The following is a 22,447-nucleotide window of genomic DNA, read 5'->3' as shown; positions in this document are numbered from 1 at the left end:
GATTACAACATGTAAAAATAAAATAGTTCGTATTTAACTTAAAAAACACAAAAAAAGAAGCGCCCCTTGAGAGGAGTGCTTCTTTTTTTGTTATTCAATTGCAAAAATGTAAGAATATAAAGGTTGATCTCCTTTATGAAGCTCTACCTCAACTTCTTCAAACGTTTCTTCTACAAACGATGTTAGCGCTTCAGCTTCATCGTCTGAGACATCCTCTCCTTGAAGAATCGTAAGGATTTCCGCTTCGTCATCAATCATATAAGTCAATAGCTTTTTCGCTGCTTCTAATTTCTCTGAATCTTTTACGACGATTTTCTTTTCGGCAATACCCATAAAATCGCCTTTAGCTAATTCAAGACCATCAATATTTGTATCGCGAACTGCATACGTTACTTGCCCTGTTTTTACGTGCTGCAGAGCTTCTGTCATTGCTTCCTCGTTTTCTTTTAAGCTTTGCTGAGGATTAAATGATAGCAGCGCTGTCATTCCTTGAGGAACCGTTTTAGACGGGACAACCGAAACGTGACTGCCGGCAACAGCAGCCGCTTGGTTAGCAGCCATTACAATATTTCCGTTATTAGGTAAAATAAGTACCTGTTCTGCATTTGTTTCTTCAATCGCTTTGACAATATCCTCCGTACTTGGATTCATTGTTTGTCCGCCTTCAATGACAACCGTTGCCCCAAGGCTCTTGAACAATTCAGCAATTCCTTTTCCCATTGATACAGTAACAATGCCAAAGGGCTGTTTTTCAGCCTTTTTTACTGCAGGCTTTTCTTCATCTGAAACAATGCTGCTATGCTGTTCTCTCATGTTTTCAATCTTCATTTTAATTAAACTTCCATATTGCTGCCCGTAGTTTAACACTTCTCCAGGATGCTCGGCGTGAATATGAACTTTCACAATTTCATCATCAGATACTACAAGCAACGAGTCGCCCCATTTACTTAAATCTTGGCGAAACGTTTCTTCAGAAAATGTTTTAGCTGCGGGCTTATCCTCTTCCAGCCTTACCATAAATTCTGTACAATAGCCAAATTCAATATCTTCTGTATTCATATGGCTTTGCGCATGCTTATGATGCTCAGCATTTACAAGTTCATTCATCGAAGGAGCTGACATGGGTACACCCGGAAGTTTTTCACCTTTTAATTCAGCTAAAAACCCTTCATAAATTAAAACAAGCCCTTGACCTCCGCTATCCACTACGCCTACTTCTTTTAACACGGGTAAAAGATCTGGCGTGCGATTTAACGAAGCATTAGCTTCCTTAAGTACTTCTTCCATGAACAGAATCATATCAGATTGCTTTTTAGCAACAGCCGCTGCTTTTTTAGCAGTATCCTTAGCTACTGTTAAAATGGTTCCTTCGATTGGTTTCATAACAGCTTTATAAGCAGTTTCTACACCAAGCTCAAGAGCTTCAGCAAACTCAACTGTTGTAATCGCTGACTTTTGCTCAACCGATTTCGCAAAACCGCGGAATAATTGAGATAAAATAACTCCTGAATTACCGCGCGCGCCCATCAATAAGCCCTTAGACAAAGCTTGACTCACTTGACCGATGTGATCAGATAGTTTATTTTTCACTTCTTTAGCACCAGACGTAATCGATAAGTTCATATTTGTTCCAGTATCACCATCTGGTACAGGAAAAACGTTCAGCGCATCCACGTAATCTGCATTGTTAGATAGATGCTGGGCTCCTTGAAGCACCATTTCTCTAAACCGCTTTCCGTCCAACGTTGTCATTGACACGAATCTTCCTCCTTAATTAAACGTTCGTTACACGAACACCCTGCACATAAATATTTACTGAATCAACCGTTAGACCAACCGTTTGTTCCAGCGTGTATTTTACTTTTGTTTGCACATTATGAGCAATTTCAGAAATTTTTGTTCCATAGCTTACGATAATGTACATGTCGATATGTACGTCATCCTCTTCTTGTCTTACCACAATACCTCGTGTAAAGTTTTCTTTGCGAAGAATTTCTGTAAGACCATCTTTAAGCTGATTTTTTGAAGCCATTCCGACAATCCCGTAACAATCAACAGCTGCTCCTCCAGCAATTGTTGCAATTACATCTGTAGAAATATCAATTTGACCATACTTCGTTTTCATTTCGATGGACATACTCGTTCCCCTTTCTACTTTCATAGGTTATAAATATTCTACTATAATCAATCTCGTTTTAAAAGAGGCGTCCAGCTTGTCCCTTTTAAAGATGACAGTATTGGGTATCAACTTGTCTTAAAATAAGTAATTGCCCAAGTTATACCTATTTCTACTCTCTATATTATTGAACATAGATTCATTTTATATGTCAAGGAAAATTTCTTGAAAGCTTTTCTCCAGAACTATTGCATTCTCTTTAAGGCTGTGATAAATTAATATAGTATTTCTCAAAACAGAATTGAGTAGTTTTTTTGGTGTTAGGAGGGAAAATCATGGCACGCAAATGTGTAGTAACTGGTAGAAAAGCTCGTTCAGGTAACGCACGTTCTCACGCAATGAACGCTACTAAGCGTAAATGGGGTGCTAACGTTCAAAAAGTACGTATCTTAGTGAACGGTAAACCAAAACGTGTGTACGTTTCAGCTAGAGCCCTTAAGTCTGGTAAAGTTCAACGCGTTTAATCTTTATAATGAAAAAGCACCATATTTTATGGTGCTTCTTTTATTATTCCGGCGTTGTTAATCTTTTTTAAACGAATTAAGCATGACCTTTACGATCCCACCTAAAAACTTTGGAAGTTTGATTGTATAGAATTTCATACTGTCCCTCCTAACCGTCTCCACACTTTATCTCCTTTTAAAGAAAGCCCTATGTCCTGCTCTCATTTTCCATACTTCATCACAAGCAACGTTTATCATTGCTTCTTACCATCATTAATATGCCTTTTGTAAATGAAAAAGTACCTCTTTGTTGAATAAGTTCATTGCTAATACATAAAGTTGAGCCGAGTTCTACTTCATGCTTATTGAGCGGATATTTGAAACCTTCTAGCGTAAGCTCTTTTACACCGCCTGCAAAAGGAACGAATGAAATATAGTGAAACTCCTTTAAACGATCAACATGATAAGTGCCTGGTTCAAACAATTGAATGATATTTTGATTGTCAATCATTTGTACATTCGCTTTCTTTTTTAAGCCTTTGTACAGGAGCTGAATGCTTCCAAACATGTGGTCAAGTCTTCCACCTGTTGCTCCAAAGATACAAATACTGTCCGGTTTTTGCTCTATTGCCCACTCAAAAGCAAGTTCCAAATCAGTTGCATCTTTTTCCGCAGGATACAATTCAACATCTTGTAATGCTTCTCTCACTCGCTTAAGCTGCGCATTTGTAATGGAATCAAAATCTCCGAATGCTTTCACGGGCAAAATGTCTTGTTGAAGAAGCAGGAATACGCCCCGGTCTACTCCTACCCACTTTACATCATTTGATTGGTGCAGGAGTGGCATATGTTCATCCGGTCCCCCTGCTAGAATATGAATTTTCATTATGTATATGCTCCTTTTCTATTAAAAAATGAACGAAATAAATATGTTTTCTTTATCCTAAAAGAAAAAGCTGCTGTGTACAAGTTCTACCCGTTGTACACAGCAGCTTTTATTACTTACGCTTGAACAGTTGTGCGAATTTGGCTGATTGCGCCAGCTCGATCTTCTTGATTATAAATAGCTGAGCCAGCCACTAAGACATTTGCTCCTGCTTCTACACATTTTCTTGCTGTTTCTTCATTAATTCCTCCATCAACCTCTACTTCAATAGAAAGGTGACGGATTTCAATAAGCTGAGAGATTTGCTCAATTTTCGGCAGTACACTTGGAATGAAGTTTTGTCCTCCAAAGCCTGGGTTCACCGTCATTAATAAAATAAGATCGATATCTTCTAAGATATGCTTTACCACGTCAATTGGCGTTGCAGGATTTAAAGCAACGCCTGCTTTCATGCCGTGCTCTTTGATTAATTGAATGGTGCGGTGCAAATGAGTACACGCTTCAGCATGTACCGTTAAAATATCAGCACCCGCCTTTGCAAACATTGGAACGTATTGATCTGGGTTTTCAATCATTAAATGCACATCTAATGGCAGTGTTGTGACAGGGCGTACAGCCTCAACGATAAGCGGTCCAATTGTAATATTAGGAACAAAATGGCCATCCATGACGTCTATATGGATGTAGTCTGCTCCACCTGCTTCAACTTCACGAATTTCTTCAGCAAGCTTTGAAAAATTGGCAGATAAAATGGAAGGTGCGATTTTTGTCATTTTTAATACCTCGGCTTTCTTTGCTTAATTTCCTCAATAAATTGCAAGTAATGTTCGTAGCGATAACTCGGAATTTCTTTTTGTTCGTATGCTTCTTTCACCGCACATTTTGGTTCTTTCACATGCAAACAACCTCGAAATTTACACTGTTCACTCAAACGCGACATTTCAGGAAAACAATCGGTCAACTCTTCTACTTCTAACGTTAAAAATTCCAGTGAGCTAAAGCCTGGCGTATCAGCTACTAAACCTTCACCAAACGAAATCAGTTCTACATGACGTGTTGTATGCTTTCCTCTTCCAAGTGACATTGAAATATCATTTGTCTTTAACTCAAGCTCTGGTTTAAGCGTATTTAGCAGTGAAGATTTACCTACACCTGACTGTCCAGCAATAACCGTTACGCGATCTTCAAATAACGGCTGAATTTGTTCCATGCCTTTTTCTGTGACTGTCGACGTTAAAATGACCTCATATCCTATTTTACGATATTCTTCGGCATATTGCTCGATTTCTTGCTTTTGCTGCTGTGATAAAAGATCTACTTTTGAAATACAAATAATAGGTTCAATATGATTAGACTCCACTAACACTAAAAATCGGTCAAGAAGCATTGTACTAAAATCAGGTTCAATCGCTGAAAAAACAAGCAGCGCCTGATCAACATTTGAAATTGGGGGACGAACTAATTCATTTTTACGTTCTTTAATTTCAAGTATATATCCTTCAAGCTTATTTTCCGCCTGAAATACTACATTGTCACCGACTAAAGGCGTTACCTTCTTTTTACGAAAAACACCTCGTCCTCGACATTGCGTTACTTGTCCGTCATGAAGAACATAATAAAATCCGCTAAGGGATTTAATAATTCTTCCTTCTGGCATAACCTCACTCCTATCACTCTGGATATTCAACGTCTTTTTCTTCAATAACTTCCCCGTCTCGGACAATTTTATAAGACGCTTTTTCATTTTCATCAACTAAAACATCGAATGATTCTTTTGTTGTTTCAGTAATCGTTAGTTCTTTAGCAGGAACCGACATATCGTTATCTGCATCTTCGATATAAATTTGTACTTTTTGCGGCTTTGGCTTTTCCTCTTCTGTTTCAGTGGCATCGCCTGTTTCCGTTGCGTCGCCTTGTTCCGTGCTTGCTTCGGTGTCAGCCTCTTCTTTATACGGAATGGTAACATCCACTGACACCGTTTGAGGAGCTTTTGGCTCTTTGCCCATTGAGACCGTAATGGTGAGCTTATCACCTTGCTCAATACTCTGCTCCGCTGCAGGCTTTTGAGACATCACAAGACCTTTTTCAACAGTGTCGGAATACGCTGTTTTTACGTCCACTTCAATATCTTCATCTGATGCATAATCTTTTACGCTTTTTTCCGTCCAGCCCGAGAAATCCTTTAATGCAATCTTCGGCGGACCTTTACTTACCCATAGCGTAACCGTTGTATCTTCCGGCACGACTTGTTCGGTTTCTTTAGGCGTCTGATCTGTAATATTGCCTTTTGGTTCTGTGCTTTCAACTTCGATGGATTGGATATCTTTATAATTCTGCTTTTCTAACAGACTTTTTACTTCCGTAAAGCTTCTTCCAATGTACCGGTTAAATGCTTCTTTTTTCTTTCCTGTACTTCGATAAATAATGACGTTAGAGCCTTCTTTGATCACGTCTCCCGCTTCTGGCATCGTTTTAACCACGTCGCCTTCTTCCACCTCATTATCAGATATATCTTTAGGATTCTTCACTTTAAAGCCTAAAGAAACTAAATCGGTTACAGCTGATTCATAATCTTGATTATGTAAATCAGGAACCTTTACGTCTTTTGGCAGTAATAAAGCCGGAATGAATGTAACGGCGGCTACGCTAGCAGCTGCCAGCAGCAAAAAAATTAAAACAAGCGTTACAATCAGCTTGCTTTTGCCTTTTTTCTTTTTCTTCTTTTTTTTCTTCGGCTTTACTTCTTCTTCTTCTTGTTCTTCGCGCTCTAAGTGAGGTGGTTTTCTCACAGGTACGTGCGTTTCTTCGGATTCAACAAAATCCTCCTTAATAACGGGAATGGCTTTTGTCACTTCTTCATCATCAGGCACCGTAAATCTTTGTTCATTATAACGATTTGGATGAACAGCAGACTGTAAATCCGCTTCGAGTTCTTCGACGGAACTGTATCGGTAAAATGGATCTTTAGTTGTTGCTTTTAATACAACATTCTCCACGCTTTGAGGGATAGATGGATTCCACCTTTTTGGAGAAGGTGTTTCTGTCTGTAAATGTTTTAATGCAATTGACACAGCCGATTCCCCAGAAAAAGGGACTCGACCCGTTAGCAATTCAAATAGGACGATGCCAAGCGAATAAATATCAGAACGCTTATTCGCAAGCCCTCCCCTTGCCTGTTCAGGAGATAAATAATGAACAGAGCCCAAAACAGAATTAGTATGCGTAATGGTTGTAGAACTTAGTGCTACGGCAATGCCGAAGTCAGTAACTTTAATGGTATCATCATGATCAATTAAAATATTTTGAGGCTTAATATCCCGGTGAATAATTCCGTACTGATGAGCATGGGCAATAGCTGATGTAATCTGCGTCATAATATGTATGGCTTTATCAAGAGATAATGGTGATTCTTGCAGAATGTATTGCTTTAATGTCATACCCGGTACATATTCCATGATGATATAGTAAATATCTTCTTCTTCTCCAACATCATAAATGCTGACAATATTAGGATGAGCAATACTCGTAGCAGATTGAGCTTCTCGATGGAAACGCTTTATAAACGCATCGTCACTTGCAAAGTCTAAACGAAGCACTTTAATTGCCACATCACGATCCAAAATCATGTCGCGACCTAAATAGACGTTTGCCATTCCGCCTCCACCAATTACTTGCAATACCTTATAACGGTCGTTTAGCCGTCTACCTATTAGCAACACTCTCACCCACTTTCAGATGTAAAGTCCACAATTGCAAGTGTAATATTGTCTTCTCCACCAAGCTCATTTGCTAATTGAATCAGGCTCGTACCCTTTTCGTGAAGTGATGAACTTGTTGATAACGTTTCGTTCAGCTTTTGTTCCGTTACCTTATTTGTCAGTCCATCTGAACATAATAATAATCGATCTTCTTTTTCCACTTCAATTGTTTTTACATCTAAACTAACATTTTCTTCGGTACCTAGTGCTCGCAATAAGATATTTTTTCGCGGATGATGTTCAGCATCTTCTTTTGTGATTTGACCATTTTTTACGAGTTCATTCACAAGAGAATGATCTTCTGTTACTTGTTGAAATCCATATTCATTGGAAATATAGCACCTGCTGTCTCCTATATTACCAATCGCACAAAACGTATCGGCGCATAAAGCAAGTACAACTGTCGTACCCATGCCTTTACACTCTTCATGCTCCTGAGCATACCGATAAATATCTTGATTAATTTGGGAAACATGCGTACGAATCCACTGCGTCGCCTCATCAGGAGACGTTACTTTGTTCGCTTCTTCCCACGCTATTTGCAATTTTTGAACCGCCATCTCACTGGCGATGTCGCCAGCTCGATGACCTCCCATACCATCAGCCACAATTGCAAGCAGCTGATTATGTTGGTTCAAAAATACCCCTCCGTTATCTTCATTGTGTTGTCTAACTCTCCCTCGGTCTGTCATGAAGACAGTTGCCATACAATCACCTCGTCTCTTCTTTACGCTCCTTCGCACGTAATTGGCCACAAGCTGCATCGATGTCATGACCTTGCTCACGTCGAATAGTCACGTTAACGCCACGCTTTTTAAGCGTACGTTCAAATGCAAAAATCTGTTCACGCGGTGTACGAACATAATCACGCTCAGGCACATAGTTTACCGGAATCAAGTTCACGTGACATTTAACGTCTTTAATCAAATCCGCTAATTCCTCCGCATGCTCTACTTGATCGTTTACTCCTCCGAATAGACCATACTCAAAGCTAATACGTCTTCCCGTTTTATCCGTATAATATTTAATGGCTTCCATCAAATCAGGAAGTTTATACGCGCGGTTAATCGGCATTAAGCGTGAGCGGATGTCATTGTTTGGAGCGTGAAGTGAAATCGCAAAATTGATTTGCATTTTTTCATCAGCAAACTTATAGATTTTTGGAATGATTCCACTTGTCGATACTGTGATATGACGTGCACCAATATTTAATCCATCATCACTGTTAATTGTTTTTAAGAAGCGCATCATTTCATCATAGTTATCAAATGGCTCCCCAATACCCATAATTACGACAGAGCTCACGCGTTCTCCTTGTTCATCTAGCGCTTTTTGTACTTTTACTACTTGCGCTACGATTTCTCCAGCTTCTAAGTTACGCTTTAAACCTCCAAGAGTAGACGCACAGAACGTACAGCCGATGCGACAGCCAACTTGAGTTGTTACGCAGACAGAATTTCCGTATTCATGACGCATAAGCACCGTTTCAATCGTATAACCGTCATGGAGTTCGAATAAAAACTTCATCGTGCCGTCTCCAGACGTTTGCTGAACAACTGTTTTTAATGTCGTTAATGCAAATTTGTCTTTTAATTGTTCACGTAATCCTTTAGATAAGTTTGACATATCGTCAAAGTCCGTTACGCGTTTAACATATAACCAGTCAAAAATTTGTTTAGCACGGAACTTCTTATCACCATGTTCCACTAACCAATTTTCTAGGTCGTGCATTTCTAATGAATAAATAGATGGTTTTTGCGTTTTTTCTTCTGCTTTTGCTTTTCTTTTAGCTACTTCTTCCATTTTTACACCTTCTTCTGTAAACATGCAATATAAAATCCATCGCTTTGTGCATCTGGCAGCAATTGAATTTCACCATGTTTTACGTTTTGTTTAAGTCTTTGCGGCATGCGTGCAGCAAGCGTTTCGTCTTTTTGAAAATCAGCATGATCTGCTAAAAATGCTGCTACAACATCCCCATTTTCATCCCGATCAATTGTACATGTACTATATACGAGGGTCCCACCTTTTTTTAATAAAGGCGCAACCGCATTTAAAATATCTTGTTGAATACGCGCCAGCTGCTTTACATCCTGCTCAGTTTTTGTATATTTCAAATCAGGTTTACGTCTCATCACACCAAAACCTGAGCACGGGGCATCTACTAAAATGCGGTCAAACATTTCTTTATCAAACTGTTCACCGGCTTTGCGGCTGTCTTGAACCGTTGGCTCAATATTGGTAAGATGCAGACGCTCTGCCTGCTGGGCAATCAGCTTTACTTTATGGTCATGAATGTCCAAGGAAATAACTCTACCACTGTTTTTAAGCTGCTCTGCAATATGAGTTGATTTTCCTCCCGGTGCAGCACAGCTATCTAAAATCAGCTCTTCTGCTTCTGCGCCTAGTGCATGAGCTACTAACATAGAGCTTTCATCTTGAACGGTAAACATTCCTTCACGAAATGCTTGTGTATGAGCTGCATTTCCTTTTTGAACTTCTAGCGCTTCTTCTACAAAATGGCCTGGTTCTACAACAATACCTTCTTTTTCTAGCGCTTCTTTTACTTCATTTTGCGTAAAGCGTGCACTGTTTACTCGGATTGTTTGTTTAGGGGCCATTAAATTAGCTAAACAGATTCCGCGTGTTTTGTCCAATCCATATTGTTCCACCCAGCGTTTTACAAGCCATACTGGATGACTCGTTTCAATTGCCAAGCGCTCCACAGGATTTTGTATTTCTTCTAAAGAAGGCGTGCCGCTGCGCTGAATATTTCGTAAAACGCCGTTTACCATTGAGGCAATTCCTTTGTGACCACGTTTTTTAGCAATTTCTACTGCTTCATGAAGGATTGCCCGGTCAGGTACTCGGTCTAAATACATCATCTGATAAAGAGATAAACGAAGCAGCACTCGCACCCAAGGCTGAAGTTTTTTGGGATTTTTCAAGAAAGGGGCTAACCCGTAATCTAACGTATCGCGTCTTTGAATCGTTCCATACACGATTTCCGTTAACAGCCCTGCATCTTTCCCTTGAATACCACGTTTTTGTATACTGTTATTTAACAATAGATTGCTGAATGCCTGATTTTTTTCAATAGCTAGTAAAATATCTAAAGCTATGTCTCGAACGTTGTACTTACTCATTGACATCCCCTAATACTGTTCCGACTTCAACAGATGTACCTCGTAAATACTGCGCTGCATCCATACGTTTTTTTCCAGCCGGCTGAAGTTCCGTCACTTTAATAGCTGTTTCATTTCCAGTTGCTACTACAAATCCGTCCTCTTCAAGTGATAAAACGGTACCCGGTTTGCCTGATGCGGATACTTTCTCTCCCCACCAAATTTTCATGACTTGACCGTCTGCTGTTGTATAAGCAACGGGCCAAGGATGAAGTCCGCGGATATGATTATAAATTTCTTCTCCTGTACGGGCCCAATCAATTTTCTCTTGTTCACGCTTAATATTAGAAGCAAATGTCGCTTCGCCATCGTTTTGTTTAACCGGCGTAATTTCACCTTTCACAAGAGAAGGAATGGTTTCTGAAAGCAATTTTGCACCAGCAGCGCTGAGTTTATCGTGAAGTGTGCCCACGTGATCACGTTCTTCAATCGGAACTTCTACCTGTGTTAAGATATCACCTGCATCTAATTTTTCTACCATATACATAATTGTAACACCAGTTTTCGGCTTACCTTGTAGAATTGAATAGTGAATCGGCGCGCCTCCGCGCAGTTCAGGTAACAGAGAAGCATGTACGTTAATACAGCCGTATTTAGGCGCTTCTAAAATAGGAGTTGGTAAAATTTGACCAAAAGCCGCTGTTACAATTAGGTCAGGCTCATACGCTAACACTTGCTGATATTCTTCTTCTAAACGAATCTTTTCTGGCTGCAGTACAGGTATTTCATGTTTTAACGCCTCAACTTTTACAGGAGGAGGTGTTAATACGCGCTTGCGTCCTTTTGGTCGGTCCGGCTGTGTAACCACTGCGACCACTTCATATCCATCTTTAAGTAATGTTTGTAAAACCGGCACTGAAAAATCCGGCGTTCCCATAAATACGACTTTCATCGTGTAAAACCTACCCTTCTAGTTCATCCTCTTCGTAATACTTTGTTACTTTTTCCGTGAACAATACACCGTGTAAGTGATCAATTTCATGTTGAATGGCTCGTGCTAAAAAACCTTTTGCTTCTATAAAATAAGGTTTTCCTTTACGATTTTGCGCACGTACTTTCACATAATCAGCTCGAGCCACGTCACCAAAAAGGCCCGGAAAACTTAGGCAGCCTTCTGGACCGATTTGTTCGCCTCGTTGCTCAATAATTACCGGATTAATTAACTCAATTTTACCGTGTCGATCGTCCACGTCTACCACTGCCACTTGCTGCAGAACTCCTACTTGAGGAGCAGCTAGACCCACACCGTCTGCTTCAAGCATTAAATCATACATGCCGTTTAGTAATTTCGCTAATTTATTATCAAAGTTTTTAACGACTTCACACTCTTGTTCAAGTACTTCATTAGGATGGTAAACAAGCTTAAGCTTAGCCAAATAGGCACCTCCTTTATTCTTTCTATTTATATCCAAAAAGCTTCTTCTTTAACGCCATCAAGACGACTAGTTACATCATCGAGTATGGATTCAAATCAATTGTAATCGTTAAATTTTCCTTCTGCATTTCCGCTTGATAACGTTCTAATATATATTTCAACAGCGGAATCAGGCTTGGTTCCAGCTTGTATTTTAACATGCATTGATAGCGATATCTATCTTTTATCTTAGCAATGGGAGATGCGACTGGCCCTAAGATCGTTGTTTGCGGCGAAAGTTTCTGACCCAGATACTGCGAAATTTTGTCTGTAACAGACACCACTTTTGCAATATTTTCATGAGATACGGTGACAAGCGCCAAGTAAAAGAAAGGCGGATATTTATGCATTTTACGAATTTCCATCTCCTGCTTATAAAACGCATCGTAATCATGCTGACTCGCAAGTTGAATGCTGTAGTGCTCAGGCGTGTACGTTTGAATCACTACTTCTCCTGGAAGCTTGTGGCGTCCTGCTCTTCCGCTTACTTGTGTTAAAAGCTGAAACGTTTTTTCAGATGCACGAAAGTCAGGTAAATTCAGCATCGTATCTGCTGTTAAAACGCCTACAAGCGTGACGTTTGGAAAGTCTAGCCCTTTGGCAATCATCTGCGTCCCTAGTAAAATTTGCGCTTCTCCACTTGCAAACTTGTTCAGGAGCTTTTCATGCGCGCCTTTTCGGCTTGTCGTATCAACATCCATTCGCACGACTCTAGCCTCAGGCAGCACTTTTGTTAATTCTTCTTCCACTTTTTGTGTACCAGATCCAAAAAAGCGGATATGTTCGCTGTGGCATTCCGGGCACTCAGTGTGCACATGTTCTTCGTGTCCGCAGTAATGGCATTTTAATTTATTTTGATAGCGGTGATACGTTAGTGAAATTTCACAGTGCTCACATGTCGGAACGTAACCGCAGTCCCTGCACATAACAAAAGAAGAATGGCCTCTTTTATTTAAAAATAAAACGATTTGCTCTCCTTTTTCCAAACGGTTTTTCATCTTTTCAAACAGCATAGTTGAAAACATAGAGCGATTGCCGCTGCGAAGTTCCTCTCTCATATCAACAATATCCACCGACGGCATCGATGACTTATTCATTCTTTGCTTTAACGTCAGTAGCTTATATACACCTTTTTGCGCTCTTGCAAAGGACTCAAGCGTTGGTGTTGCACTTCCTAAAATGACTGGACACTGATGATGCTGCCCTCGGTAAATGGCTACATCTTTTGCATGATAACGGGGGTTTTCTTCTTGTTTATAACTCGTCTCATGTTCTTCATCGATAATAAGAAGGCCTAAATTTTCAAATGGAGCAAATACAGCAGAGCGGGCCCCTACCACAACGGATACTTCTTTTCGCTGAATTTTTCGCCATTCATCGTATTTTTCTCCAGTAGACAAGCCGCTATGAAGCACAGCAACTTTTGAGCCGAACCGCTCTTTAAACCGCTTGACCATCTGAGGGGTAAGTGAAATCTCCGGAACAAGCATAATCGCTTCTTTTCCTTTTTTTAATACTTGATCAATCGATTGGAGATACACTTCTGTTTTTCCGCTTCCCGTTACTCCATACATTAAAAACACATCGTGAAGATTTTCTTCGATGTCCTGCAGAATCGGTGCGATTGCCTCAGCTTGTTCATCGGTCAATTGAAATGGCTTTGACGGTGTAAAGTATCGATCTTGATAAGGATCACGGTATATTTCAATTTCCGTTTCCTCTAAGAGTCCTTTGTTAATCAGCGCTTTTATAGGAGCGGAGGTAATCTGCAAATCTTCCGCTATTTCTTTTATGGCTACTTCTTCATTTCGCTCGAGCATAAAAGACAGCACTTGCTTTTGCTTTTCTGCCTGCTTATTTAACTCGTTCATAAACTGTTGAATGTCTTCAAGGCTTTGATTCAGTTTTACGCCTTTTGCCGTTTTTTTGTTTCCTTTGTTTTTCACCACGTAGACGACTTCAATTAGACCTTTTTGAATATCACAGTGAAAAGCAGGAGCAGCGGCTGTTTTTTCCACTTCACTCCACTTCAGCGAGGATCTTGACTGAAAAAACGGCTTGACTTGCTCATGAAGCTGTTCGTATGCCTCTTTTGAAAGGAGTGACAGTTCTTTATCATATTTTGCTTTCATCGCCGCAGGCAGCATGACTTGAAAAGCCGATATCATAAAACAAAGCGTTTTTTCTGTTAGCCAGTGCCCAATCTCTAACAGTTCAGGAGTCAGAACCGGCGTTAAATCAAGCAAGTCAGCGATTGGTTTAACACGCTTAACTTCAGCCTCTTCTTTAAGAGCCACCACAAACCCTTGAACTTTTCTTGGACCAAACGGAACGACAACTCGCATACCCGGAACAATAATTCCTTTCCATTTGTCAGGAATGGCGTAGTCAAAAGCTCGATCTGTTTGTTTAGCAGCCACGTCCACAATTACACTAGCTACACTCATTTTCTCCGCCCTTCTAACATTTCCTTCACTTCTTTTAACACCTCGGTAGCTACATCGTGTTTTGAAAGAATGGGAAGTTCTTTAGACTCTCCGCTTCGCTTATAGAGCGTCACAATATTTGTGTCCGTCCCAAAACCTGCTCCTTCTGTCGTCACGTTATTGGCTACAATCATATCCAAGTTTTTAGATGCAAGTTTCTTTTGTGCATATTCATCCACTTGTTCTGTTTCTGCTGCAAAGCCGACTAAAAGCTGGTGTTCTTTTCGCTCTCCAAGCGTGCGTAAAATATCTGGTGTTCTCTCTAGCTCTAATACTGCTTCACCAGGCTGCTTTTTCATCTTTTGATCAAACACATACTTTGGTCGGTAATCTGCCACTGCGGCTGATTTAATGACAACATCTGCTTCATGATAGCGCTGCATAACAGCTTCAAGCATCTGCTGCGCGCTTTCAATTTGAACAACCTGCACCCCTTTTGGATACTCTAAATTCGTCGGTCCCGTTACAAGTGTTACCGATGCACCTAACTTAGCAGCTTGTTCTGCAAGAGCATAACCCATTTTCCCAGTAGAGCGATTGGTGAAAAATCGGACGGGATCAACGCGTTCTACCGTAGGTCCTGCTGTAACCAATACATTGATACCGTCAAAGATTTTTTGTGTATCTGATACTTTGGAAAAATAAGAGCCGATTAGTGAAACAATTGTTTCTGGCTCTTCAAGACGACCTTTTCCTACATAACCACATGCCAAATACCCTTCTCCTGGTTCTACAAAAGAGTAACCAAATGATGAAAGAGTGCTCATATTTTTTTTAACAGCGGGATGATCGTACATATGAACATTCATTGCAGGCGCAATCCACACAGGTGCAGTAGCAGCAAGCAGCGTTGTGGAAATCATATCATCTGCAAGACCATTTGCTATTTTCCCTATCATATTAGCCGTAGCAGGAGCCACTAAAATTAAATCGGGCCAATCGGCTAAATCAATATGTGCAATCACAGATGGATCTTTTTCATCAAACGTATCTGTATAAACTGGGTTTCGAGACAGAGCTTGAAACGTAAGCGGCGTTACGAACTCGCGTGCTGAAGCAGTCATCATTACTTTAACTTCCGCTCCTGCTTGTACTAATTTACTTGTTAAAGCTACGGCTTTATATACGGCGATTCCGCCGCTAACACATAATAAAATTCGTTTTCCCTTCATCATTATGCCCCCATCTATTTATCCCGCTCAACCAGCATCCGCTTGTTTACTCGGGTAACTATCTAAAGCTTTTCAATTCAATTATTATACCATTTTTGTAGTGAGACATTCACTATCCTGCTTGAATACAAACAAAAGCATCAAAAAAATAACAACCTATAAAGTAGGTTGTTATTTTTTCACTTACTGATGTTTAGAATCTTCTTCTGCTACACCTTGCTTATAGCTTAATTGTTCAGCATTAATTTCTTCTAAAGCACAGCCTACAAACTTATAAGAAACCGGCTTTTCAATCGGCGTATCATTGTGAAGCTGTAATTGACGAGCGCGTTTTGCAGCTACTGTCACAAGCGTGTACTTAGAATCTAATTTTTCCATTAGGGAATCAATTGATGGATAAAGCATGTTTATTCTACCTCCAGCATTCTTTTATAGCGCGCAGAAATACGATCACGACGGCAGTGTTCAGCCGTTACGATAGCACGGATGCGAGCACAAGCATTTTCTACTTTGTCATTTTCTACAACATAATCGTAGGCGTCCATAAGTTCAATTTCTTCTTTTGCCACGCGCATACGGTTATTGATTAAGTCTTCTGTTTCAGTACCGCGGTTTACGATACGACTTTTAAGCTCTGATAAACTCGGCGGTGCCAAGAAGATGAACAAACCTTCTGGAAATGCTTCTTTCACTTGAAGAGCACCTTGCACTTCAATTTCTAGAAATACGTCTTTTCCTTCAGATAACGTTTGTTCTACATAATCAACCGGGGTACCGTAGTAGTTGCCTACGTATTCAGCCCACTCTAATAATTTCTTGTTTTCAATCATGCGCTCAAACTCTTCGCGTGGTTTGAAGAAATAGTCAACGCCGTCTACTTCACCTTCGCGGGGCTTTCTTGTTGTTGCAGAGATAGAATACTGCAATTTAATGTCTTCTTGCTCAAACAATGCTTTTCGTACCGTTCCTTTTCCAACACCTGATGGTCCGGAAAGAACAATTAATAAACCTCTTTCAATCATCGGTTCAAGTGACCTACCCTTCTAATAATTCTTCTTTGTTTATAAGTCGCTGCGACACAGTTTCTGGCTGTACAGGAGCTAAAATAACATGATCGCTATCCATAACAATAACAGATCGTGTTTTACGTCCTTGCGTTGCATCTATTAAAGAGCCTCGATCTTTTGCATCTTGAATAATGCGTTTGATTGGAGCTGATTCAGGATGAACGACAGAGATTATACGATTAGAAGAAATAAAATTTCCAAATCCAACGTTCACTAATTTACCGCTCATAAGAAGCCTCCTGCTATACCAATATAATCTTTATCTTACACGAAGGCTATTCAATATTTTGAACCTGCTCTTTTATGCGTTCTAATTGTGCTTTCATACTAATAACATACTGAGCAATAGTACCATTATTTGCCTTCGCACCGATTGTATTCATTTCACGATTCAGCTCTTGAACAAGAAAATCCAGCTTGCGTCCCACTGAATCAGGTGTATTTAATGCTTGAATAAATTGTGAAACATGACTTTGAATTCGCGTAAGTTCTTCGCTAATATCTGCTTTTTCAGCAAAAATAGCTACTTCAGTCAGCACTCGCTGCTCATCGAAAGTACCTTCTAAATAGTCGCTCAGCTTTCTTTTAATACGCTCGCGATATTGTTCAGCAACTTCAGGAGCAAGCTGTGTAATTTTTTCGCGAATGTCTTGAATGTCCTGTAAGTATCCCATTAAATCGTGATACAGCTCTGATCCCTCTCGTTTCCGCATATCCACTAACTGATGAACAGCAGCTTCAACGGCTTCAAAGATTGCACCATGAATACTCGTCTGATCAGCTTCTTCTTCATAAGTTGTCATCACTTCAGGCATGTGTAAAATGTCTTGAATTTGAACAGATTGTGACAGCCCGTGCTTTTCTTTTACTTGCTGCAACGCATTCATGTATTCATCAAGCAGCTGCCAATCCGTCTGCAGTTTCTTTTTTGCCATTTCTTCACCTGAAATAGTAACAAATACTTCTACTCTACCACGTTTTATGTATGTTTGAACGATTTTTTTTATTTTATCTTCAATTTCAATTAATTGTCTTGGCATACGGATAACAATTTCACAAAAACGATGATTAACAGACTTCATTTCCACTGTTACTGATCGATTTTCCACTTCCGCTTTTCCGCGGCCAAAACCAGTCATACTTTTTATCATTATCATCACATCCACTATGTACATCTTACATAAAAAGTATCGTAAAAGAAAGTGTTAGCAAAAAAAAGAAATCTCTCTTCTTTATTCAACCTGTAAAGGCTGCCTTCATGAGTTTTCTCATTTGGGACAGCCTGTATTAAAGTATAGCACAATTTATGAAGGTTTTCTTGTTAAAAGTGAACCAGCAAGTAAAAAAGTTGGAAGGCTTGCAAGTCCTAAAATAACGAGCCATTCCCGCGGTGCAATGGCCATTGTATGGAAAATAGGCTGCAGCGGCGGATAGTAGATGGCCACCAGCATAAGGATAATAGATGAAATAACAGCCCCTACAAGATATAAGTTCTGAAATGGATTCCGATCAAAAATTGATTTTTCACTTCGGCAGTCAAATACGTGAATAAGCTGTGCCATGACAAGTGTGGCAAATGCAATCGTCTGAGCATACTGCAACCGATCTGGGTCATTGTCGTAAACAATCATAAACGCAGCAAGTGTAGCAGCTCCAATTAAAAATCCACGGCTGACTACTTTCCATCCTAATCCTCTTGCAAAAATACCTTCGCGCGGATGCCTTGGATGGCGCTTCATCACGTTGTCCTCTGGCTGGTCTAAGCCAAGAGCCATCGCAGGCAAACCGTCTGTTACTAAGTTTACCCATAGTATCTGAATGGGCACTAGCGGAAGCGGAAGTGCTAAAATCATCGCAAAGAGCATAACTAAAATTTCTCCTACATTTGATGCAAGCAAGTAACGGATAAACTTCCGAATATTTTCATAGATATTTCGCCCTTCTTTGATCGCTGATTTAATAGTGGCAAAATTATCATCAAGCAAAACGAGTGAAGACGCTTCTTTTGCTACGTCTGTCCCGGTGATGCCCATCGCAATTCCTATGTCTGCTGCTTTAATAGCCGGTGCGTCATTTACGCCGTCGCCCGTCATCGCTACAATGTGATCTTTTGCTTGAAGAGCTTTAACAATTTTAAGCTTATGCTCAGGTGATACCCTTGCATATACATAAACATCATCTACTACTTCTTCTAGCTCTTCCTGCGTCATTTTGGATAAATCCGTTCCTTCCAAGACTTGACCGTTTTTCGGTAAAATTCCGAGCTGTTTTGCAATCGCCTGTGCTGTAATAACGTGGTCACCTGTAATCATAACGGTTTTGATGCCTGCGTCTCGGCATTCTTTGACCGCTTGCTTGACCTCTGGTCTTGGCGGATCAATCATTCCTTGAAGCCCGAGGAAAGTCAGGTCTTTTTCTGCTTCCTTCTCTGTATGAACGCTCTCATGTTCTCCTAACGGTCGATATGCAATAGCAATGGTTCGAAGCGCTTGGCTAGCTAACTGATCAATCGCTCCTTTTACTTCATTATGAACCGTTACCGACAGCGTTTGTTGTCTGCTTTCCCACAAAATATTTTTGCTGTTTATAAGCAGCACATCCGGAGCACCTTTTGTTATCACATAGCGTTTATGAGATGCGTCTTCAATGACTACACTCATCATTTTACGCGTTGAATCAAATGGAAACTCTTCAATAATCGTAAACTGCTTTTGAATATTTTCTTTTGTCAGCCCCGCTTTCATCGCGGCAACAAGCAAAGCCGCTTCAGTAGGATCCCCGTCGATAACATATTCTTTATCTTTTCTCGAGATGGACGTTTGATTGCAAAGCAGACCAAACACCAAAAGCTGCTGAAGCGGTTTTTCACTCCGTGTATCAACTTCTCTTTCCTCTCGTGAAAATACGCCCGTAGGTTCATACCCTGTCCCTGATACTCTCCACGTCATTCCTCCCGACCAGAGGTGGGTAACCGTCATTTTATTTTGCGTCAATGTGCCCGTTTTGTCTGAGCAAATGACTGACGCGCATCCTAGTGTCTCAACAGCAGGAAGTTTGCGAACAATGGATCTTTGCTTAATCATGCGCTGTACACCAAGAGATAGCGCCACGGTTACGATGGCAGGAAGACCTTCGGGTATGGCAGCAACAGCTAAGGAAACTCCCGCTAAGAACATACTGTATAAATCATGCCCTTGCAGCACACCAATCCCAACAACTAATACAGTAAGTGCAAGAGCTACAACAATTAAAATTTTGCCCAATTGCTCTAACTTCCGTTGAAGAGGAGTAATCATGGCTTCAGCATTTTGAAGTAAATCAGCAATTTGCCCCATTGCTGTTTTCATTCCAATCCCTACAACGATACCTGTTCCGCTTCCTCTGGTTACAAGGGTACCCATAAACGCCATATTGTCCTGATCTCCAAGCGGCACTTCATCTCCTGACAATGCTTTTATTTGCTTACCAACAGGCAAAGACTCTCCCGTAAGCGCTGATTCTTCAATTTCTAGACTTTTGGCTTCCATAATCCGAAGGTCAGCTCCAATACGGTCTCCGCTCGAAAACTTTACAACGTCTCCTACCACCAGCTCTTTAGATGGTAACTTAACCCATTTCCCTTCACGAATGGCTGCTACTTGAGGAGCCGAAAGCTCTTTTAATGCATGAAGAGATTTCTCTGCTTTTCTTTCTTGGAAGAACCCGAGAAATCCATTAATTACCACAATAGCAATGATAGCAATTGCATCGATGTATTCTCCTAAAAGCCCTGAAATAAGCGTGGCAGCTAGTAAAACCAGTACCATAAAATCTTTAAATTGCTCTAGAAACACAAGAATGGCTGGTTTTTTCTCTCCTTCAGTCAATTCATTAAACCCTTGTTGCTGCTGACGTGCTTTTACTTCTTTGTGTGTAAGACCATGCTGCCTGTCTGTTTTTGTTACTTCTACTATTGCTTTTTCACCTAATTCATACCATTTCATTGCATCTTTTCACACCCTTTTATTTGTAAATGCACCTATTAGATTGTTACAATCTTATATCGTATGCTTATTCAGACTCGTCCTAAAAAATGCTATACTTTTCTATAGGACAATTTTCAATTACTTAAGGATGTGAGCACTGTGTCATTTGATGGTATTTTTACATATGGCATTTTACAAGAATTATCTGAGACCTTGGTTTCAGGACGAATTTCAAAAATATATCAGCCGTTTCCAAACGAGTTGATTTTACAAGTACGCGCTAAAGGTGAAAACCGCAAACTTTTAATCTCAGCTCACCCTAACTATTCACGCGTTCATTTTACAAATGAGCCCTATGAAAATCCATCTGAGCCTCCTATGTTTTGTATGCTTCTTCGCAAGCATTTAGAAGGAAGCATTATTGAACAAGTGTATCAGCTTGGATTAGACCGCATTTTAGTCATTGAAACAAAAGGACGAAATGAAATTGGCGACGTGACGTACAAGCAGCTTATTATTGAAATCATGGGAAGACATAGTAATGTTGTACTTGTAGATAAAGAAAAACAAACGATTATCGACAGTATTAAGCATGTTCCAATGGCCTTGAACAGGCATCGTACGCTTCTACCCGGAGCTCCTTACGTACTGCCTCCTAGCCAAGATAAGCTTCATCCATTTGAAGCGGACGAGGAAACCGTGGTTAAAAAAATTGATTTTAATAGCGGAAAGCTAGCTAACCAGCTAGTGCAGACCTTCTCAGGGCTTTCTCCTTTAATTGCAAATGAAGTAGTGTTTCGCTCTGGCTTAGCGAATCGTTCTACCCTTCCAAAATCATTCGTCGAAACCATGACGCTGATCAAAGAAGGTCAGTTTACACCGACTCTGACAACCGTTAATCAAAAAGACTATTTTTATTTACTCGAATTAACGCATTTAGAGGGTACGAAAAAAACGTATGCAACTATCAGCGAGCTTCTTGACCGCTATTACTACGGGAAAGCAGAGCGAGATCGTGTAAAGCAGCAAGCGCATGATTTAGTACAGTTTATTTCCACCGAGAAAAAGAAAAATGAGAAAAAAATAAAAAAACTTGAGCAAACGCTGCAAAATGCAGAAAAAGCATCTGATTATCAGCTAGCCGGTGAACTCCTTACGGCAAATTTACACCTTGTCAAAAAAGGAGATGCGAAAGTGGATGTTATTAATTATTACGATGAAAATAGCGGTACACTTACGATTTCATTAGATCCGCAAAAATCACCGTCTCAAAATGCTCAAAGCTATTTTACAAAGTATCAAAAAGCGAAAAATTCCGTTTCGATTGTAATCGAACAGATTGAAAAAGCAAACGAAGAAGTACAGTATTTTGAATCACTTATTCAGCAAATGGATACTGCTACTCACAAAGACATTGCCGAGATTCGCGAAGAGCTTGTGGAAGAAGGATATTTGCGCAACCGTCAGCAAAAGCAAGCAAAAAAACAAAAAAACACCACGCCTACACTTGAACAATACGTTTCAAGCGACGGCACGACGATTTTAGTTGGAAAAAACAATAAGCAAAATGAGTATTTAACAAATCGCCTTGCTGCTCGTGATGACGTTTGGTTTCATACGAAAGATATACCGGGTTCTCACGTTGTTATCCGCAGCCAAGAGCCTTCAGAAGAAACAATTTTAGAAGCGGCTCACCTTGCTGCTTACTTTAGTAAAGCCAAGAATTCAAGTTCGGTACCAGTGGACTATACAAAAATTCGCCATGTAAAAAAACCAAGCGGTGCTAAACCTGGTTTTGTGACGTACGATAATCAGCAAACGGTGTACGTAACGCCTAGCGAAGAACTTGTACTGAAGCTGCGTCAGTCATAACAAAAACCCCCTTTCTATATAGA

Annotated in this window: 21 protein-coding genes; 2 read left to right on the top strand and 19 right to left on the bottom strand. The window is 40.2% G+C overall.

Annotation, left to right across the window (positions count from 1 at the left end):
* Window positions 1-90: 90 nt before the first annotated feature.
* Window positions 91-1,758, bottom strand: coding sequence for a DAK2 domain-containing protein (locus ACWATA_RS03465; RefSeq protein ID WP_028411449.1), 1,668 nt, complete (start codon window positions 1,756-1,758; stop codon window positions 91-93).
* Window positions 1,759-1,774: 16 nt separating this feature from the next.
* Window positions 1,775-2,137: an Asp23/Gls24 family envelope stress response protein gene (locus ACWATA_RS03460; protein ID WP_013058913.1), complete on the bottom strand. Its 363-nt coding sequence runs from the start codon at window positions 2,135-2,137 to the stop codon at window positions 1,775-1,777.
* Between the two features lie 314 nt (window positions 2,138-2,451).
* Here ACWATA_RS03460 and rpmB point away from each other — a divergent pair, with 314 nt between their 5' ends.
* On the top strand, window positions 2,452-2,640 hold the full coding sequence (gene rpmB / locus ACWATA_RS03455) for a 50S ribosomal protein L28 (RefSeq protein ID WP_013058914.1): 189 nt from the start codon (window positions 2,452-2,454) through the stop codon (window positions 2,638-2,640).
* A 57-nt stretch (window positions 2,641-2,697) separates the two neighbouring features.
* On the opposite strand, the gene spoVM is transcribed toward rpmB, so the two are convergent.
* The 17 genes from spoVM to ACWATA_RS03370 all read right to left on the bottom strand — a co-directional run bounded on the left by spoVM (window position 2,698) and on the right by ACWATA_RS03370 (window position 20,570).
* Entirely contained in the window at window positions 2,698-2,778 is an 81-nt protein-coding gene (spoVM, locus tag ACWATA_RS03450) for a stage V sporulation protein SpoVM (protein WP_016765421.1), read from the bottom strand.
* Window positions 2,779-2,857: 79 nt separating this feature from the next.
* On the bottom strand, window positions 2,858-3,505 hold the full coding sequence (locus ACWATA_RS03445; RefSeq protein WP_028411450.1) for a thiamine diphosphokinase: 648 nt from the start codon (window positions 3,503-3,505) through the stop codon (window positions 2,858-2,860).
* A gap of 116 nt (window positions 3,506-3,621) precedes the next feature.
* Window positions 3,622-4,278 carry a ribulose-phosphate 3-epimerase gene (rpe, locus tag ACWATA_RS03440; RefSeq protein WP_013058916.1) on the bottom strand — a complete coding sequence of 219 codons (657 nt, stop codon included), beginning with the start codon at window positions 4,276-4,278 and terminating at the stop codon, window positions 3,622-3,624.
* A 2-nt stretch (window positions 4,279-4,280) separates the two neighbouring features.
* Window positions 4,281-5,162 carry a ribosome small subunit-dependent GTPase A gene (rsgA, locus tag ACWATA_RS03435; RefSeq protein WP_013058917.1) on the bottom strand — a complete coding sequence of 294 codons (882 nt, stop codon included), beginning with the start codon at window positions 5,160-5,162 and terminating at the stop codon, window positions 4,281-4,283.
* 13 nt (window positions 5,163-5,175) lie between these two features.
* Entirely contained in the window at window positions 5,176-7,221 is a 2,046-nt protein-coding gene (gene pknB, locus ACWATA_RS03430; protein ID WP_047751791.1) for a Stk1 family PASTA domain-containing Ser/Thr kinase, read from the bottom strand.
* Window positions 7,222-7,226: 5 nt separating this feature from the next.
* On the bottom strand, window positions 7,227-7,970 hold the full coding sequence (locus ACWATA_RS03425; RefSeq protein ID WP_028411452.1) for a Stp1/IreP family PP2C-type Ser/Thr phosphatase: 744 nt from the start codon (window positions 7,968-7,970) through the stop codon (window positions 7,227-7,229).
* Window positions 7,971-7,974: 4 nt separating this feature from the next.
* Window positions 7,975-9,066 (bottom strand): dual-specificity RNA methyltransferase RlmN, encoded by a 1,092-nt coding sequence (gene rlmN / locus ACWATA_RS03420; RefSeq protein ID WP_028411453.1) that lies wholly within the window; start codon window positions 9,064-9,066, stop codon window positions 7,975-7,977.
* Between the two features lie 2 nt (window positions 9,067-9,068).
* On the bottom strand, window positions 9,069-10,409 hold the full coding sequence (rsmB, locus tag ACWATA_RS03415; protein ID WP_028411454.1) for a 16S rRNA (cytosine(967)-C(5))-methyltransferase RsmB: 1,341 nt from the start codon (window positions 10,407-10,409) through the stop codon (window positions 9,069-9,071).
* A complete protein-coding gene (gene fmt, locus ACWATA_RS03410) occupies window positions 10,402-11,340 on the bottom strand; it encodes a methionyl-tRNA formyltransferase (RefSeq protein WP_028411455.1) in 939 nt (312 codons plus the stop codon). The genes rsmB and fmt overlap by 8 nt, the downstream gene beginning before the upstream one ends.
* Before the next feature lie 10 nt (window positions 11,341-11,350).
* Window positions 11,351-11,824 carry a peptide deformylase gene (def, locus tag ACWATA_RS03405; protein WP_013084828.1) on the bottom strand — a complete coding sequence of 158 codons (474 nt, stop codon included), beginning with the start codon at window positions 11,822-11,824 and terminating at the stop codon, window positions 11,351-11,353.
* A gap of 70 nt (window positions 11,825-11,894) precedes the next feature.
* The gene (gene priA / locus ACWATA_RS03400; RefSeq protein WP_473049572.1) at window positions 11,895-14,309 is read right to left on the bottom strand and encodes a primosomal protein N'; all 2,415 of its coding nucleotides are present in this window, start codon (window positions 14,307-14,309) and stop codon (window positions 11,895-11,897) included.
* Window positions 14,306-15,523, bottom strand: a complete 1,218-nt coding sequence (gene coaBC / locus ACWATA_RS03395) for a bifunctional phosphopantothenoylcysteine decarboxylase/phosphopantothenate--cysteine ligase CoaBC (RefSeq protein ID WP_221817790.1) — start codon at window positions 15,521-15,523, stop codon at window positions 14,306-14,308. The genes priA and coaBC overlap by 4 nt, the downstream gene beginning before the upstream one ends.
* A gap of 180 nt (window positions 15,524-15,703) precedes the next feature.
* The gene (gene rpoZ, locus ACWATA_RS03390) at window positions 15,704-15,925 is read right to left on the bottom strand and encodes a DNA-directed RNA polymerase subunit omega (protein ID WP_013058926.1); all 222 of its coding nucleotides are present in this window, start codon (window positions 15,923-15,925) and stop codon (window positions 15,704-15,706) included.
* A 2-nt stretch (window positions 15,926-15,927) separates the two neighbouring features.
* Window positions 15,928-16,542 (bottom strand): guanylate kinase, encoded by a 615-nt coding sequence (gmk, locus tag ACWATA_RS03385; protein ID WP_013058927.1) that lies wholly within the window; start codon window positions 16,540-16,542, stop codon window positions 15,928-15,930.
* 13 nt (window positions 16,543-16,555) lie between these two features.
* Window positions 16,556-16,816, bottom strand: coding sequence for a DUF370 domain-containing protein (locus tag ACWATA_RS03380; RefSeq protein ID WP_013084831.1), 261 nt, complete (start codon window positions 16,814-16,816; stop codon window positions 16,556-16,558).
* A 46-nt stretch (window positions 16,817-16,862) separates the two neighbouring features.
* Complete coding sequence (locus ACWATA_RS03375; protein WP_028411458.1) at window positions 16,863-17,738, bottom strand: YicC/YloC family endoribonuclease; 876 nt, start codon at window positions 17,736-17,738, stop codon at window positions 16,863-16,865.
* Window positions 17,739-17,891: 153 nt separating this feature from the next.
* Window positions 17,892-20,570, bottom strand: a complete 2,679-nt coding sequence (locus tag ACWATA_RS03370) for a cation-translocating P-type ATPase (protein ID WP_221817791.1) — start codon at window positions 20,568-20,570, stop codon at window positions 17,892-17,894.
* Between the two features lie 141 nt (window positions 20,571-20,711).
* Between ACWATA_RS03370 and ACWATA_RS03365 the strand changes: the two genes are divergently transcribed.
* Entirely contained in the window at window positions 20,712-22,424 is a 1,713-nt protein-coding gene (locus ACWATA_RS03365) for an Rqc2 family fibronectin-binding protein (RefSeq protein ID WP_028411460.1), read from the top strand.
* Window positions 22,425-22,447 lie beyond the last annotated feature (23 nt).

Source organism: Priestia sp. USM5, from assembly GCF_058323215.1.
The sequence above is the reverse complement of the archived record's forward strand: the minus strand, read 5'-3'. Positions and strand labels throughout refer to the sequence as shown.